This is a genomic window from Arsenophonus endosymbiont of Crataerina pallida (assembly GCF_964020125.1).
In the GTDB taxonomy this organism is placed as follows: domain Bacteria; phylum Pseudomonadota; class Gammaproteobacteria; order Enterobacterales; family Enterobacteriaceae; genus Arsenophonus; species Arsenophonus nilaparvatae.
This window is the reverse complement of record NZ_OZ026540.1, coordinates 2,147,888-2,164,246: the sequence shown is the minus strand read 5'-3', so window position 1 is coordinate 2,164,246 and position 16,359 is coordinate 2,147,888. Positions and strand designations below refer to the sequence as shown.

General features: G+C 49.0%; 18 protein-coding genes. 15 read left to right on the top strand and 3 right to left on the bottom strand.

The features are described from left to right. The first annotated feature begins 40 nt into the window (after positions 1 to 40). From AACL31_RS11660 to AACL31_RS11610, 11 genes are all read left to right on the top strand, one after another. On the top strand, positions 41 to 565 hold the full coding sequence (locus AACL31_RS11660) for a phage major tail tube protein (protein WP_290604206.1): 525 nt from the start codon (positions 41 to 43) through the stop codon (positions 563 to 565). 19 nt (positions 566 to 584) lie between these two features. Continuing rightward, positions 585 to 911: a phage tail assembly protein gene (locus tag AACL31_RS11655; protein WP_339053130.1), complete on the top strand. Its 327-nt coding sequence runs from the start codon at positions 585 to 587 to the stop codon at positions 909 to 911. Between the two features lie 131 nt (positions 912 to 1,042). Further along, positions 1,043 to 3,481 (top strand): phage tail tape measure protein, encoded by a 2,439-nt coding sequence (locus AACL31_RS11650; RefSeq protein WP_339053174.1) that lies wholly within the window; start codon positions 1,043 to 1,045, stop codon positions 3,479 to 3,481. Continuing rightward, the gene (locus AACL31_RS11645) at positions 3,481 to 4,362 is read left to right on the top strand and encodes a phage tail protein (protein WP_339053173.1); all 882 of its coding nucleotides are present in this window, start codon (positions 3,481 to 3,483) and stop codon (positions 4,360 to 4,362) included. Before AACL31_RS11650 ends, AACL31_RS11645 begins: the two co-directional genes overlap by 1 nt. Positions 4,363 to 4,376: 14 nt before the next feature. Beyond that, positions 4,377 to 4,619, top strand: coding sequence for a tail protein X (locus tag AACL31_RS11640; protein ID WP_310513019.1), 243 nt, complete (start codon positions 4,377 to 4,379; stop codon positions 4,617 to 4,619). Beyond that, the gene (locus tag AACL31_RS11635; RefSeq protein ID WP_339053172.1) at positions 4,607 to 5,833 is read left to right on the top strand and encodes a phage late control D family protein; all 1,227 of its coding nucleotides are present in this window, start codon (positions 4,607 to 4,609) and stop codon (positions 5,831 to 5,833) included. Before AACL31_RS11640 ends, AACL31_RS11635 begins: the two co-directional genes overlap by 13 nt. After that, positions 5,790 to 6,431, top strand: a complete 642-nt coding sequence (locus tag AACL31_RS11630) for a phage baseplate assembly protein V (RefSeq protein ID WP_310513018.1) — start codon at positions 5,790 to 5,792, stop codon at positions 6,429 to 6,431. Before AACL31_RS11635 ends, AACL31_RS11630 begins: the two co-directional genes overlap by 44 nt. Before the next feature lie 19 nt (positions 6,432 to 6,450). Next, the gene (locus AACL31_RS11625) at positions 6,451 to 6,813 is read left to right on the top strand and encodes a GPW/gp25 family protein (RefSeq protein ID WP_310513017.1); all 363 of its coding nucleotides are present in this window, start codon (positions 6,451 to 6,453) and stop codon (positions 6,811 to 6,813) included. Further along, a complete protein-coding gene (locus tag AACL31_RS11620) occupies positions 6,804 to 7,928 on the top strand; it encodes a baseplate J/gp47 family protein (RefSeq protein ID WP_310513016.1) in 1,125 nt (374 codons plus the stop codon). Before AACL31_RS11625 ends, AACL31_RS11620 begins: the two co-directional genes overlap by 10 nt. Beyond that, on the top strand, positions 7,918 to 8,484 hold the full coding sequence (locus AACL31_RS11615; RefSeq protein ID WP_310513015.1) for a phage tail protein I: 567 nt from the start codon (positions 7,918 to 7,920) through the stop codon (positions 8,482 to 8,484). Before AACL31_RS11620 ends, AACL31_RS11615 begins: the two co-directional genes overlap by 11 nt. A gap of 96 nt (positions 8,485 to 8,580) precedes the next feature. After that, on the top strand, positions 8,581 to 9,645 hold the full coding sequence (locus AACL31_RS11610; RefSeq protein WP_339053171.1) for a phage tail protein: 1,065 nt from the start codon (positions 8,581 to 8,583) through the stop codon (positions 9,643 to 9,645). Between the two features lie 5 nt (positions 9,646 to 9,650). Here the strand turns inward: AACL31_RS11610 and AACL31_RS11605 are convergent, their stop codons facing one another. After that, the gene (locus AACL31_RS11605) at positions 9,651 to 10,184 is read right to left on the bottom strand and encodes a tail fiber assembly protein (RefSeq protein ID WP_310513625.1); all 534 of its coding nucleotides are present in this window, start codon (positions 10,182 to 10,184) and stop codon (positions 9,651 to 9,653) included. After that, on the bottom strand, positions 10,184 to 10,600 hold the full coding sequence (locus AACL31_RS11600; protein ID WP_339053170.1) for a phage tail protein: 417 nt from the start codon (positions 10,598 to 10,600) through the stop codon (positions 10,184 to 10,186). Before AACL31_RS11600 ends, AACL31_RS11605 begins: the two co-directional genes overlap by 1 nt. Positions 10,601 to 10,653: 53 nt before the next feature. Between AACL31_RS11600 and AACL31_RS11595 the strand changes: the two genes are divergently transcribed. From AACL31_RS11595 to AACL31_RS11585, 3 genes are all read left to right on the top strand, one after another. Beyond that, entirely contained in the window at positions 10,654 to 11,244 is a 591-nt protein-coding gene (locus AACL31_RS11595; protein ID WP_339053136.1) for a recombinase family protein, read from the top strand. A gap of 242 nt (positions 11,245 to 11,486) precedes the next feature. Then, positions 11,487 to 12,368, top strand: coding sequence for a tail fiber protein (locus AACL31_RS11590; protein ID WP_339053169.1), 882 nt, complete (start codon positions 11,487 to 11,489; stop codon positions 12,366 to 12,368). Further along, positions 12,368 to 13,015 (top strand): tail fiber assembly protein, encoded by a 648-nt coding sequence (locus AACL31_RS11585; RefSeq protein ID WP_339053168.1) that lies wholly within the window; start codon positions 12,368 to 12,370, stop codon positions 13,013 to 13,015. The genes AACL31_RS11590 and AACL31_RS11585 overlap by 1 nt, the downstream gene beginning before the upstream one ends. 23 nt (positions 13,016 to 13,038) lie before the next feature. On the opposite strand, the gene AACL31_RS11580 is transcribed toward AACL31_RS11585, so the two are convergent. After that, entirely contained in the window at positions 13,039 to 14,592 is a 1,554-nt protein-coding gene (locus AACL31_RS11580) for a phosphoethanolamine transferase (protein ID WP_339053167.1), read from the bottom strand. Positions 14,593 to 14,871: 279 nt separating this feature from the next. Between AACL31_RS11580 and AACL31_RS11575 the strand changes: the two genes are divergently transcribed. Beyond that, entirely contained in the window at positions 14,872 to 16,278 is a 1,407-nt protein-coding gene (locus AACL31_RS11575) for a peptide ABC transporter substrate-binding protein (RefSeq protein WP_310513034.1), read from the top strand. Positions 16,279 to 16,359 lie beyond the last annotated feature (81 nt).

The window sequence follows — 16,359 nt, the reverse complement described above, 5'->3', positions numbered from 1 at the left end:
TGACGCACAGGATCAATAAGATAACGATAAGGAGGAGATGATGGCGGGCAATGCACTGCATTTTATAACCAATGCCAACGTCTACCTGGACGGCAATAGCCTGCTGGGTCGGGCAAAAGAAATCAAGCTACCGGAAATCAACGTGGTGCAGCAGGAGCATCAGGCGCTGGGGATGATTGGCAAAATTCAGTTACCGGCAGGGTTTGACAAGCTCGAAGGAGAAATTCACTGGACCAGTCTGTATGAAGAGGTGGCACTGCGTACCGCCAATCCCTTCAAGGCGTATCCGCTGCAATGTCGCGGCAGCCTGCAGCGCTATAACCCGGCACAGGGTCGCCAGGATGAACTGCCGGTGGCGGTGTTTATGACGGTGATGTTCAGCAAAAATAGCCTGGGCAGCTTTAAGCAGCATGAGGTGCCGGAGATGAGCAGCAGTTTTACCTGCAGCTATATCAAGCAGGTGATGGATGGCCAGGTGCTGCTGGAGCTGGATGTGATCGCCAATATTTTTAAAATCAACGGTGAAGATATGCTCACCGATTATCGCGCCAATCTGGGCGCTTAACCTGACAATCCGAGGAGTGATGATGACAGACCGTATTCATTATAGCTTGCAATACCCTTATGCCCTGGGCAGCGGTGAAAGGCTGACCCAGGTCAGCTTAAACCGGCTCAAAGTCAGTGACATCAAGGCGGTACGCCGCTTAAGTGAAAACGTCAATGACTGGGACAGCCTGTTGATTGCCCGCATGACCGGCCTGATACCGGAAGATATCGACAAGATGGACCTGGTGGATTATCAACAGCTGCAAAGCCACTTTCGCCAGTTTGCGGGGCTGGATGCAGTCGCCGAAGGCGCTGCGTCAGGCACAGGCGCTGTTGGCGAGATGGTTCCGCTGGCAGCCGAGTGAGCTGGATGCGCTGACGGTGGTGGAGTTTGAGGACTATTTACAGGAAGCCGCGGCCCAAATCCGGCAGGAACACGGGCAACGCGGGGCAAACCGATAAAGAGTGATCGGGTGTAACAGAGGCAGGTGACGCGGTGTCGAGCATATTTTCGATTGGGGTGGTGATCAAAGGGGCGGTGGCCGGTGCTTTTCGCTCAGCGATGGGCGATTCACGGCGTAGCCTCAATAGCCTGGGTGAAACGACCCGTCGCCTGCAATCCCGCCAGCAGCAACTGACCCAGGCGGTAACCCGCTACGGTCATTTGGGCGCACAGGCCGCCCGTAACCTCAATAGTGAGCTGGGTCGGGTGGGTCAGACACTTTCCCGTCTCGAGCAACAGCATCGCCGTTTGCATCGCACGCTGATGGCCAGTCAGATGGCCGGGCAACAACGCCACGCCCTGATGGGGCAAGGATTGGCGTTAGGGGCCACCACGGCGGCAGCGGTGGGCGCGGTCGCGCCGTCTGTCAAGCAGTCGATGACCTTTCAGGACAATCTGGTCGATATGGGTATCACCGCCGGTTACGACGGAGCCACCCAGGCCGCACTGGGCAAAGATATCCGCGCCTGGAGCCAGCAATACAACCAGACCCAGGCCGATTTACAGGCCGCCACCAGTGCGCTCATTGGCAATAACATTGACAGCCTGGACGATATTCGTGCCTATCTGCCACATATCGCCCGAGGCGCAACCGCCACCCGCACCTCCGCTGAACTGTGGGCGCAGGCGGCGGTGACCACCCAGCAGTCGCTGGGCATTGCGGCAAAAGATTTTGCTGCGGTACAGAACATCATGGCGCAAGGGGGCAAGGCCGGGTCATTTGAAATTGCAGACCAGGTGAAGTGGTTGCCTGAGCTGGCCCCACAAATGGCCAACATAGCCCAGGGTAAAGCGGCGGTGGCCGAGATGGTCGCTGCCTTGCAGGTAGCCAAAATGGGTGCCGGTAGCACCGATAAAGCGGCGAACAATTTTAATAACTTTCTTGAAAAACTGTATGCCCCGGAAACCCAAAAACGTTTTGGGGATGTCGGTATCGATATTGAAAAATCCTTGATGCAGCAAAAAGCGCACGGGATTTCGCCGATTGAAGGGATGATGAATACCCTGCAACGCTATCTGGCGCAGAAGAGTCCCGAGGCGCTGGCACAATTTAAATCGGCGATGGCGCTGCAGGACGATACTGCCCACGATAAGGCGTTACTGGCCCTGCAGCAAAACTTTGGCTTAGGTGAACTGTTTGCCGATATGCAGGTGATGGCCTTTGTGCGTCCGATGCTGGCCAATATGGACAAGTACCGGCAAATCCGCGCACAAGCCCTGGCAGCCGCGGACAAGGATGTATTAGGCAGTGACTATAAAAAACGTCTTGAATCACCGATTGAGCAGATGAAAAAGCTGGGTATCGCCAGTCAGGATTTGTCGCTGAGTCTCGGTGATGCCCTCAAACCGGCGGTAGGGAGTTTAGCCGCGACGGTACTCCCTTATGTGCGCGCCGCCAATGCCTGGGTCAAAACCCACCCGCAACTGATTAGCGGTATCGCCAAAACCGTGGGCGGTCTCCTGCTGTTTAAGGGCGCACTGCTGGCTGTTCGTCTGGCACTTAATTTGCTGGGTTCACCGATACGCCTGCTGTGGGGCGGGTTTACCCGGCTGCGTACCGGCTGGTTATTACTCCAGAGTGCTTTCGGCATGGGTGGACGCTTAAGCCGCCTGGCGGGTGGGGTAGGTCGATTGGGTAAGGTCTTGGCCGGTGGGCTGGTGACGGGCCTGCGCCTGGCCGGACAGGCGCTGCTGTGGCTGGGGCGGGCACTGATGTTTAACCCTATCGGCCTGACTATCACCGCAATTGCCGCCGGCGCTTACCTGATTTACCGCTACTGGACGCCGATAAGCGCTTTCTTTCAGGCGCGTTGGGCTGAGGTGAAACAGGCGTTTTCCGGCGGTATTGCGGGCGTTGGCGCACTTATCCTTAACTGGTCGCCGTTGGGTCTGTTGTATAAAGCCTTCGCCGGTGTGATGGGGTATTTCAATATTGAACTGCCCGCTAATTTTACCGATGCGGGTCGCCAGCTGATTGAGGGTCTGGTCAACGGGATCAAGAGTCGTTTAACCGCCGCCAAAGAGACCATTGTCCATTTTGGTTACAGTGTGTCGGGCTGGTTTAAGGAGACGCTCGGCATACACAGCCCCTCAAAGGTCTTTGCCGGATTGGGGGATAATATTGTGCAGGGGGCGGTGCTGGGCATAACCCGCACCACGCCCGCGTTAGAACGCGCCGTCGGCGGCCTGATGCCGCTGATGCAACCACCGTCCCCGCGTGTGCCCCACTGGCCTGATACCCCGATCTCCCCTGCCGGTCAGGGGAAGGCATTTTCAGGCATACAGATCACCTTTGCGCCGCAGATTGTGATGAACGGTCAGTCGCAGACGACCCCGGCGGCGTTGCGTGATGCCTTGGCTATCAGTGTACGTGAGCTGGAAAAACGCCTGGCGCAGCTGATGCACCAACAACAACGGCGGGGCTTTTACTGATGCTGGCGATCCTGGGTGAGATTGAAGTGCAGTTACAGACCGGCTTTACCGCGCTGGAAGCCACCCTCGGCGGTGAGTTTGCCGAGCAGGCGCGCATTGGCCGTAAACCGGGTCTGCAGTGGGTCGGTGACAAGTGCGATGAATACAGTTTAAGTGTGCGGTTTCATCAGCAGTACTGTCAACCGACCGCGCAATGGCAACGGCTACAGGCCGCCTGTCGTGCCCATCAGGCACTGGCGTTTGTGCTCGGTAATGGCGAGTACCTGGGGCATTTTGTGATCAGCACGCTCACGGGCCGCACGGTGTTGGCGCATGCCGACGGGTTTGCCCAATGCCTGGAGGTCGATATCAGTCTGCGTGAATTTACCGGCGATCTGCGCCAACCACTTAAGCCGCCGGCGATGGCCACGACACTGAACAGAAAAGCCACCGGGCTAACCCGGACGATCGCCACCGGTACACCGCTATCGCGGGCGGTGGGTCTGGCCCGTCAGGCGCAGTCGGCACTGGCCACGGCCTCACAGGCGATCCGGGTGGCGCGCCAGATGAAAGCGGATCCGGTCGCGGCGTTAACGCGCGTCCCTGGGGTCATGAATAGCTTAGGTGAGGTGGCCACCCCCTTGATACAGGCGCACCCGTTGTTGGCCGGCCTAGAAGCCCATTTCCCTGCGGCCAGTCACCTGACCCGTGCGGCGGGCAAGGGGGCGACCACGGCCAGCGAGGCGAAAAACACGCTCAGTGCCCTGACCCCCAGTACCGGCCAGGCACTGCCCGGTGCACTGGATACGGTGGCCGGTCAGGTGGGCGGTGCCCTCAGTACCTGGAACGACGTCGCACCGGTGCTGAGCCGTCTGACGAGCCATCTGGTGACGCGCCGCTAAAGGAGAACAGGACGATGTCTGCAAGCCAACATGAACAGGAACATAACCCAGGCCTCTGGCAACATATTACCCGTGAGGGCGAGCGCTGGGATACGCTGGCCGCCCACTATTACGGTGACGCCTTGGGCTATGTGCGGATCATTGCCGCCAATCCGGCTATTCCGATCACACCGGTGTTGCCTGCCGGCATCACCCTGGCTATCCCGCTGATTAACACCCAGGACAGCGTGGAGGAGACACCGCCATGGTTACGTTAACGACACAACGACAGCAGGCGGTACCGACCCCGACCTGGACCCTGCATTATGGCCAAAAAGACATCACGCACGATATCACCCCGGACGTGCTCGGGATCCGCTTTACCGATCAGCTCAGTGGCCAGTCTGACGAGCTGACGGTCGAACTGGAAGACAGCGCCGGGCGCTGGCGCGGGGCCTGGTATCCGGGTAAAGGCGATACGCTCTCATTGGCGCTCGGCATGGTCGGCGCGCCATTACGTCCCTGTGGCACCTTTTCGATTGATGAAATAGAACTCAGTGGCCCGCCAGATACGGTGTCGCTGCGCGGGTTATCCGCTTCGGTGACCAGCGCGCTGCGCACCCGGAGCTACCGGGCATTTGAGCAGACCACCCTGGCGGCCATCGCCCGGCGGATTGCACAAAAACACCACCTGACACTGGAAGGGCAGATTGCACCGCTGCCCCTTGATCGGGTGACGCAGCAACATGAAACCGACCTGGCTTTTTTGCGCCGTCTGGCGGAGGAATACGGCTATATCGTCAAAGTTACCCCCCACACGCTGGTTTTTTCTGAACGTATCAGATTGCGAGAAGCCTCGCCGGTTAACGTCATTACCCCGCAAGCCGTCAGCCATTACAGCCTGCGCGATACGCTTAACCGTATCTATCAGCAGGGCAAGGTGAAATACCAGGACAGCCAGCGCAAACAACTGGTCACGGTCGGTATCAAGGCCGATGGCACGATAGGCGAAGTGGCGCGAGAAACGGCGCCTCAAAAACAGGGACGTTCAACCAGCGCCGATACCTTAAGACTGCACAGCCGGGCACGGAGCCAGGAAGAAGCGACCGCCAAGGTGTGCGCGGGCCTGAACCGGCATAATGAATATCAACGGGTGGCGACGGTAGCGCTGGCGGGCAATACGGCGTATCGAGCCGGGTTAACCGTGCGGCTTGACGCTTTTGGTCGCCTGTCCGGGGTGTGGCTGATGACGGAAGTTCGCCATGCCCTGTCGCGCCAAAGCGGTTATACCTGTGAACTCACCCTGGGCCAGGGGCCGATGGCGCGCACGAACAGGAAAACGACTCGCGCGGATCAGTCGGCGACCCAACAGGTGATTGGGGTAAACGCCGATGGCAGCGTGGGTCCGCTGAATGAAAAAGAGACGATACGCGGAGAAAAAAACAACGATGAAAGGACTGCAATTGATGTTCGGTACCATCAGCCAGATTGATGAGCAAAACGTCAGGGTACGGGTACGGCTGCCGACCTGTGATAATCTGCGCACCGCCTGGCTGCCGGTATTGCAACGCAATACCCAGAATAACAAGGATTACGGGCTACCGGATTTAGGTGAGCAGGTGAGTCTGCTGCTGGATGCTGACGGCGATGACGGCGTGGTGTTAGGGGCGGTGTATTCCGATGTTGACCCACCCATAGTGGCAAACCGCGATAAACGGCGGGTGGATTTTGCCGACGGGACTTTTGTCGAGTATGACCGCAAAAACCATGCGATGGCTATCGGGGGCGAGATACAGACCCTGACGCTGACCACCCAGGCCTCTGTGCTCATTCAGACGCAAAACGCGACGGTGAAGGCGAGTCACACCCTGTTACTGGATGCACCAAACACCGTCGCGACGGGCAACCTGACGGTGCAAAAGCAACTGACGTACCAGGGCGGCATGAGCGGTTCGGGCGGCAGCGGCGCGACAGCCATCATTGACGGCACGCTCCAGGCCAGTGGTGATATCCAGGCGGGTCGGGTGTCGCTGCAACACCATCAACACAGCAACGGACATGACGGTAAGCCCACCGGCAAGCCGTTATAAGCGAGGGGGAACACGTTTGATGAACATAATGACAGGTCCTGGCACCGCAGACTGGCAACCCGCGCTGCACGCGCCGGGTGAACGGGTCAGCGGCGTCGAGGATATTCAGCAGTGTCTAAGACTGATTTTAGGCACCCCGAAAGGTAGCGACCCGCATCGACCGGATTTTGGCAGTGATCTGCATCGCTATCTGGATATGCCGGTCGAACGGGCCTTGCCGCATGTGGTACGGGAAACGGTGGAGGCCATCAGACGCTGGGAGCCCCGATGCGAATTACATCAGGTCACGCTGGAGGCGCAGGGTGAGCGGGTCAATCTCCTGCTGCGCTGGCGACTGCCGGGCCGTCAGGCTTATCAACAAACGGAGGTGGCATGGCGTTAACCCTCGAGAAGCCGGTTTTTGTTGCAGCGGATGCGCAGGCCATTACCCGCGAGATGATTGCCGCCTATGAAGCGACCAGCGGTAAAACCCTGTGGCCGGCGCAGGCCGAGCGGTTATTGATAGACCTGTTTGCCTACCGGGAAACCCTGGTGCGCAGTGCCATTCAATCCGCCGCCGAACAAAACCTGGTGGCCTTTGCCCGTGCCCCGATGCTGGACTATCTGGCCGAGCTGGTCGGCGTTTACCGTTTACCGGCTCAACCGGCACGCACCACGGTGCAATTTTCACTGGCGGTTCCGCCCTCAGTCACGATACCGATACCGGCAGGCACACGGCTCAGCGCCACCGACAGTCTGATATTTACCACCGACAGCGAGGTCAGGCTGACGCCGACGGCATCAACGGTGACGGTGAGCGCCACCTGCAGCGAGGCGGGGATACAGGGTAATGGCTGGCAACCGGCGCAAATCAGCACCCTGATGGAGGCCATCGATGACGGGGATATCCAGGTGACCAATACCACGCCGAGCGCGGGCGGCTCAGACGCTGAAGACGATGAGCATTTACGCAACCGTATTCGTCTGGCCCCGGCGTCCTTCAGTACCGCCGGTTCACGCGAAGCGTACCGTTTTCATGCCATGAGTGCCCATCCGGGGATTTGTGATGTGGCGGTGACCCGACCCAAACCCGGCACGGTCAACCTGTATCCGCTGCTGACCAGCGGGCTGCCGGACAAGACGGTGCTGAGTCTGGTGACGGCCCTGTGCTCGGAAGAGCGGGTGCGCCCGCTGAACGATACCGTGCAGGTGCTGGCCCCCGAAAAAGTTGACTATGCCATTACCGCACAACTGACCTGTTATGCCAGCCAGCCGGGGAAGCCGGTACTGAAACAGGCGCGGCAGGCCGCCGAGCAGTATGTCGCCCGCCAGGCTAAACAGCTGGGACGGGATATTGTGCCGAGCCAGATTATCGCGGCACTCTCGGTACCGGGCGTTTACCGGGTGCAACTCACGAGTTTCAAGACCCTGGAGCCGACGGTACTGTCTGCCCAGCAATGGGCGCATTGTAGCGACATTCAGTTAACCCTGGGCGCGGAGAGTGCTGATGACCGATAACAGCCTGTTACCGCCGCTGCTGGCGGTAGAGAAACATTTTCAGGCGCTGGCAGCACAGGCCGCACGGTTACAGCAGATTGACCTGACGCCGCTGCTGGTTTATCTGCTGGATATGACCGAGGCGTCGGCCTTGCCCTGGCTGGCTGAACAACTGGCGTTAACCGGGGTCAATGGCTGGCATTTAGCAGAATCGGATGATGCGCGCCGGGCGATGCTGAAATCGGCCATCACGCTGCATCGCTATAAGGGTACCCCCTGGTCGATTCGTGCCATGATACGGGCGCTGGGGTTTGGGGAGGTGACGATAACCGAAGGGGGAGCGGCGCTCAAACAGGAACAGGCAACCGCGTATCCTGATAGCGAGACGCACTGGGCGCTGTATCGGGTGGTACTCAATACGTTGATTACCAATGACCAGGCGGCCAAATTACGCGAGACGCTCGCGGCGTTTGCGCCGGCGCGCAGCGAACTGGTGGCGCTGGATTATACGGCGGTACCGCTGCGCTATAACGCTCAGACGACCTACAGCGGGCGCTATAATCATGGCAGCAGTTAATAGTATGCAAAAACACTTAATCAATAGACAAAAAAAAACTACACTGTGACTAAAAAAACCACCAGGATGGAATCAGACCCTATGGAGAACGATGAAATGAGCTATTTAAAAGAAACGGCTGCCTGGGAAGACGGTATCTACCAGATAGAGACCTCCGACCCGGTATTGGGTGGGCCAGATGGCATCACCAACCGACCCGCGCGTGAACTGGCGAATCGTACCGCCTGGTTAAAGCAGCAATTAGAAGAGGCCGAAGCGGCGTTGACTGCGCATACGCGCTCGAGAAACCACCCGGATGCGAGCGTAAGTGAAAAAGGTTTCGTCAGGCTCAGCAACGCCAATCAGAGCAGCAGTGAAACGGAAGCGGCGACTCCGAAAGCGGTAAAAATTGTCAATGACAGGCTGAACGCGGTGATCGACAGTGCACCCTCAACATTAGACACCCTGAATAAACTGGCAAAAGCCATCGACAATAACCCTAAATTTGCTGAAAAACTCAATCAGCTTCTTGAGCAGAAGTTATCAAAAAATGACAACGGCGCCGACATCCCAGACAAAAATCTTTTTTTAAAAAACCTTGGTTTATTGGAAATAATAAGTTTGGCTAAAAATGCAACACCCAATCAGCGTAAAATTAACGGCAAAACGCTGACTCAGGATGTGCAGCTAACCGCTACAGATGTTCATGCTGTTACTCCCGAAGTATTGCGTGTCGAAATCCCTGTCGGCGTTCCTCTGCCTTGGCCTACTGAAAAACCGCCGATAGGTTGGCGTATCTGTAACGGTGAGCGCTTCGATAAAAAACAATGTCCACTTTTAGCGCTGGCTTACCCGTCGGGAAAGCTCCCTGATTTACGTGGCGAATTTATTCGGGGCTGGGATGCAGGACGAAAAGTGGATAACGGACGCAAAATATTAAGCGTACAAGGTGATACCCTTCAAAATTTCACTGGAAACATAACCGGCATTCAGTTTGTCGGTCAATCATCAGCCAGTGGGATTTTCAAAATGGGAAGAAGAATGGCCAGTAGTAGCATTACTGGAGGAACCAGCGGCGTATTCGCTGTTGATTGCTCAGCCAGTTTTCAGTCTGGTTTGAGAACCGCTTCAGAAACAAGGCCGCGAAATGTCGCGTTTAACTACATTGTCAGGGCAGCATAAAGTTTTTATCTTTTCGGAGCTTCCGGCCACGCAATATCCAGCGTTTTGCTGATATCGACACGGTTTAGCAGCACGCGGTATTTTTTCCAGGCCAACAGTGCCGCTTTTTCGGTTTCTGTCGCCATGTCGAGGTCTACGGCGTCCTGAAGCGGGGCTATAATTTTTGCTGCCTGTTCAAGTAGATAATCTCGCTTATGGGTAGCTTGCTCCATAAGTTCATCTGCGGTATAAACACGTGGAACAACCTCACCATCGATAAAACACCATTTTCGGTTAGGGGCGGCCTCTTTAGGCCATTCGGATACTTCAGATATGCTGCACCCATCGGGACAGAAGGCACTGATATCGTAGCCCATTGAGCGTATAATCCCGTCGGTTTCATACTCAACTTTCATCGTATCGGGCTGAAATAACTTCTGGCACTCATACCAGTCCTGATCATCTTCTGAGATAAGAAAAATCGCACCAACAGCGTATTCTAGACATTTTTTATCAACAGAATCAGGGTGATATCGTTTAAAGTTTTTAATATTTTGCATTATATGCTACTCACATTCATCCATTGACCATTAATATTTTTTTGTAAAGGGCGGCGGTAAAGAGTATCAATATAATGATCGTGATTGAAATTGCTGGCACCCGTTAAGACATAACCGGCCTGATCGTAATATCCGGGGCCATTCCATGCCGCCACACTTTCTAAACTTCCTAATCGAATATCACGCACAAAGGTATTATCAAGCCATCCTCTTAAAGTCCCTCCCCAGAGTGGGCCAGTAATATCACCGTTTTCATGATAAGTGGCCCTTCTGCCGCCCCATGAAATGGTTAAATTTTGCCCTAATGTGACACCTCCGTTGATAGTTCCGCCGGTTCGTTTATCCAGTGCGTTTTTTGCACAATCTACCGTTTCCAATAAACCAAGGTTTTCTGTAATGAAGAGTTTTGCTAACATTTTGACCAAAAGCAGCGATGACAAGGCTTACAGAGGGAGGAGAAAGGGCTAAAATGGCAAAAATAGGCTATATGAGGGTGTCAAAAAATGACCAAAACACCGATTTACAGCGAAAATCACTCATTTGTACAAATTGTGAACAGATTTTTGAAGATAAAATCAGCGGAAAAATAGACCAGAGACCCGGATTAAAACGGGCACTAAACGCACTGAAATCGGGTGACACATTGGTGGTCTGGAAGCTAGATAGACTGGGTCGCAGCATTAAACATTTGATTACTTTAATATCCAAACTGGAAGATGAAGGTATTCATTTTCATAGTTTGACGGATTCCATCGATACTTCTTCGTCAGCAGGTCGTTTTTTCTTTCATGTGATGAGTGCATTAGCACAAATGGAGCGAGAACTAATTGTTGAACGTACTCAGGCAGGTTTAGCCGCAGCGAGAAGCAGAGGACGTATCGGCGGTAGACCTTGCTCATTATCTTCTGCACAGCAAGAGCAGGCTAAAAAATTACTTGAGTCCGGCCATAGTAGAAAGCAGCTGGCGTTACTGTATGGAGTTTCATTGACCAGCATCTACAAATATTGTCCCGTTGATCGTACCACTCAAACAGACCAAAGTGCCTCCGATGAAAAATGACAGTGTAATTTCGTTGCACTGATGGAAACAAAAGTAGCCTGCCATTTATCGCACGTTTTGGCTTCAAATATCGCACGCCGCATCAGATAGCGCATGTCATCGCGCAATTCATCGCTGAAACCAATAACAGTGATGTACTGGACGATGGCAACGTTGATAAACTGAAAGCCGGACTTATCAGTGCATTATCGAAAAACGTGAATAACACCGTGCCAGCCGCCACAAAAACAGTAGCAGGAATAATGAAACTCAGTAGCGCCACGAATAGTGACGATGAAACGCTGGCTGCCACCCCCAAAGCAGTCAAAATTGCTTATGACCTAGCGAAAACAGTGAGTATTGATGCGGTTAATAAAAAATTCGATAAAGCGAGCGTATTACAAACGACGGGTAATGCTACCGATAAAGTCATCAGCCAAAAAGCCTGTACCGATATTTTTGCCAAGAAAAATTCACAAGAAGGATTTACCACGGGTGGGATTATCATAAAATACGGCAATCCTACGTTAAAATTCCAAACCACCCGTGATAATAGTAATTCCATCTTTGAATTAAATTCTGACAAAAAAACATTCAAACTTGATTATCGCAATCCAGACAATACGCTTAAAAATTCGGTAATATTTCCGAATAAAAATGGCACTTTGGCGTTAACGTCTGATGTGGACGCGATTAACAATTATCCGGTCGGCGCGCCCATTCCTTGGCCTCAAGCAAACCCACCAAAAGGCTATTTGGTGTGCAATGGTGATCCCTTTGATAAAGTCAAATGCCCCAAATTGCTAATCGCTTATCCTTCAGGAAAGTTGCCAGATTTACGTGGTGAATTTATTCGTGGACTCTCTGCTGGAAGAGAAAATGTTGACGTAGGAAGAACCGTATTGAGCGCACAAGGTGATGCTATTCGGAATATAACAGGAACATTTAAGGGTTCTGCAGGGCGCTTTAACCCTGAGTATGTCACTGGTGTATTTAAATTAGAAAGTATGAACGCGTTAGGAGCGGGGCATAGTAATAATAACGAACTAGGAAAAGTAAGTTTTGATCTTTCTCGTGTCGTGCCAACTGCCAATGAAAACAGACCGCGAAATGTCACATTTTTATACATCGTGAGGGCAGCATAATGAGATACAGCTTAGAAATAACAAATAAGAATGACATTACTGAAAGTTCGATTACGAAACTTGGAGAAAGCGGTTTTGCTATATCGGATGGATATATGTTGGTTTATGAATATTTGGCGGATTCGACGAGAGAATACTCTGGAGCAAGGTATAGGTACGTCAGTGAGAATACAAGGCCGGGTTACGGCTATGCCCTAGATGCACCTGTGATACCAGATAATGATGAGCTTGCAATTATTCGTAGTGAAGATCATGAAAGGTGGTTATATGTGCCAGATCACAGAGGGAAGACGGTATATAATACCGATGATCAGTCTTACTACACAGTTGATTACCCCGGCGAAATAAAAACGGGTTTTACTCTTTTAGCACCAAAAACGCCTTTTGATTATTGGGATGGTGACAAATGGGTAACCGATAAAGAAGCTGAGAAAAAGGACGCTATTCAATCTGCAAAGTATGAAAAGCGATATCGCATTGATAGAGCGTCAGAAATCATACAACCTTTGCAAGATGCGGTTGATTTAGATATGGCAACAGAGGAAGAAAAAATTCAATTAAGAAGTTGGAAACTCTATCGGTTAAACCTTCATCGAAAGGACATTTCGACTGCACCTGATATTGAATGGCCTGAAAAACCAAATTAATAAATAAAAGGGAGGAGACTCCCTTAAATATTTTTTTGCATAGGTAAATCAAAATAATTTATTATTTCATTATTAAAATTGATAATTTTATTTTGATTGTCACATTTTTCATTAGAAATCATATTACATGTTTTATTAATAATGTCATCATTAATGCCTGTCCATTCAGAAAATAAGGTCATAAAACTAAACGCACTTCTCTTTGCGTTAATGTAAATTTTTTCTTTTGAATCATAAGATGTAATAAAAAAAGGAACTTCAAAATTTTGTCTGTATTTATCATTATGTATCAATCTTAATTTATTTTTATTATTTTCATCGATTATAGAAAGGACATGATCAGAAAAGTACATCATTGTCCATTTCGATTGACTTTCAATTAAATATTCATGAATGGTTGCTAATAAATTATCAGTATCTTTTATACTTTGTATGTAGCAAGATATTTCTTTATTTTCATAAAAATAATCATAATTATCGTTTGTTCTAGCACAAGCGGGTGGATGACTACCCATTAAATGAATGATTACTAATTTATTTCTTTTAGTTTTATTTATTGCCGATTTAATGAATGGTAAAAGATGATTATCATTTTTTTTATTATTTTCAATATCCGAATCACCTTTTTTTATAAAGGTAAATTTGTCTGCTTTTTTACCCACAGAAGCAACAGGGCTATCATGGATACCAATGGAGCCTTGGTTTGATAACCATATGGTATGGAAGCCAGCTTTTTCTGCTAATGAAATCACATTATTTGATAAATTACCACTTATAGCCAGAGTATTAGTTAAAGATAGCTGCGTAGAGCCGGATGCGGAAGTGTAATTGGTGAAAAAGATACCATTTATTGAATTCATAAATGGAGTATTATTAATTTTGAATCCATAAAAATTCATAAAATCACGTCTGGCGCTTTCACCAATAACAAGAACGTAAGTATTATATTTGTTATTGGCTTTGACACTATTAAAATCATCTTTTTTTGATATTAAAGAAATAACTTTACTTTGTTCGTTATTTGATTCTTTTATCGATAAATAAAAATCTTTAAAAAATTTGATTTCTGGATATCCTGAGTTAGAAATATCAATATAATCATTACTGTGTTTATCTTTTATTGGTGAATGCATTAATATTATTAAAAAAACAACTAAATATGTTATGCGTAATTTTTTTGATACGTTAAATTTAAATTTCAGACTGTAAAACGAAAGAGATATAATCAAAATTGATACTAAAAAATAATAATAAGGGATTGTTGATATAAACTCTTTAGCTTCATTTTGATCTGTATAAAGAATAGAAGAGGCGATGTTAAAAGAAGGCTGTCCATACATTATGCTGGCTGGTAAATAAACTGCCGCAATAACAGAAAAAATAATCACAAATAGGTAGTATAAAAAATTTAGCCTGTTTATAGAAACAAGAAAAGCAACAATTCCTACAGTATATATAGGTTTTGTAGCATAACCTAATCCGAAATGAACGAGAGAGAACGTTATAAAAAGAAACATTAATTTTGGTATAAAATAATCACTTCTAGATAATATATTTTTTATTTTGTCTTTCAGCATTGGTTCCCCTGTGAAATTTTTATTTAGAAAAAGTTATTAAAACCCCATCACAGGGGCATCATATTAGCAGCGTTGGAGGAAGTTGTTAACTATTAGTTGTTGGTTGCGTGTAAGTGGTTATGTGCGAGACGGTGGTTTTGTTTTTTGTAGCGTGGAAAAGATAGCACGTCAAGGGTAGAAAAATAATTTGTACATAATTGTGTATATGAAAATAGAATTTGACGCAGCATTGTTGATTAAATTATTGATTAATAGATTAAATTTAATTAAATAATTTATTTGAAGGATGAAGACGGTAGTCCGATTCCTGGTGTGGCAAATCGTTGGACAACCGCCGGTAATCGGATTTGGTTTTTTTATTTAAGACCGAATGCCAAGTGGTCAAATGGTGACCCTGTCACGGCTAAAGATTTTGTTTATAGCTGGCGTCGCTTGGTTGATCCAGTAAATAATTCACCATTTGCTTATTTTGCCACCCTGGCGGGTATCAAGAATGCGCAAAAAATTATTAATAATGAACTACCAATTGAAAAGTTAGGTGTTGAAGCTATTGATAATCATACTTTAAAGGTCACTTTGGAGCAGCCGGCACCCTATTTTCTAAATTTAACTAACCATTTTAATTTCTTTCCGGTTAATCAGAAAATAATCGCCAGATATGGCCAAAATTGGGTCGCACCAACAAACTTAGTTGGCAATGGTGCTTTTATGTTATCTGAGCGTATTGCTGGCGAAAAAATTGTTTTGCAACCTAACCGACATTATTGGGATCATAAAAATACAATTTTAACTAAAGTAACTTTTGTACCGATTAAACAGACAGCTCGCGCATGGCAAAGTTATTTTGCAGGTGATGTTGTCGAAACAGAATTTTTGCCTGAGCATTTAGATAGCAAATTATTGCAGCAAATACCTGATGAGTTTTATTTGGCCGAGCAATTGGCAACTTATTATTATGTTTTTAATACGCAAAAGCCACCAACTAATGATAGCCGAGTTAGAAGAGCATTATCTGTATCAATTAATAGAGAAGTTATCACGAATAAAATATTAGCTGATGGCGAGAAAGCCGCTTATCGTTTTATACCCGATATCATTGCTGATTTTACCCCGGAAAGAGGTTTTTATGATGGCTATGGCCAAAAAGAGTTAGATGAGCAAGCTAGAGTTCTATTGCATTTAGCGGGATTTAGTAGCCATAATCCGTTAAAGCTTTCTCTGGTGTACAATAATTCAGAAAATAATAAAAAGGTGGCTACTGCTATCGCCTCTATGTGGAAAAGAAAATTAGGTGCTGAAATAACTTTGATTAATCAGCAATGGAAAACTTACACTGAAAGTCGTAATGCAGGTCATTTTAATGTGCTGGGTGCTGCTAGAGTTACTGAATATAATGAGCCATCGAGTTTTTTAAATGTCATGACATCTTCCAACGCTGGTAATTGGGCCAAATTCAAAAATAATGACTATGACGAAATGGTTGCATCAGCCATGATGGAAAAAAATAGTAAAAATCGTAATCGATTTTATAATCGAGCAGAAAAAATGTTGTTAACTCAATCGCCTATTGCACCAATTTACTATTACAGTCGCGGCTATTTAATTAAATCTTGGTTAAAGGGCTATCCAGTCAACAATCCAGAAAGTGTAAGTTATAGTCATACCCTTTATGTTATTAAACATTAATTCAATGCTAAATTAGCCTCCATAATGCAGGGCAGTGATGAAATTATGCCCTGAATATCATCTAGTGTGCAAAATTGTAAA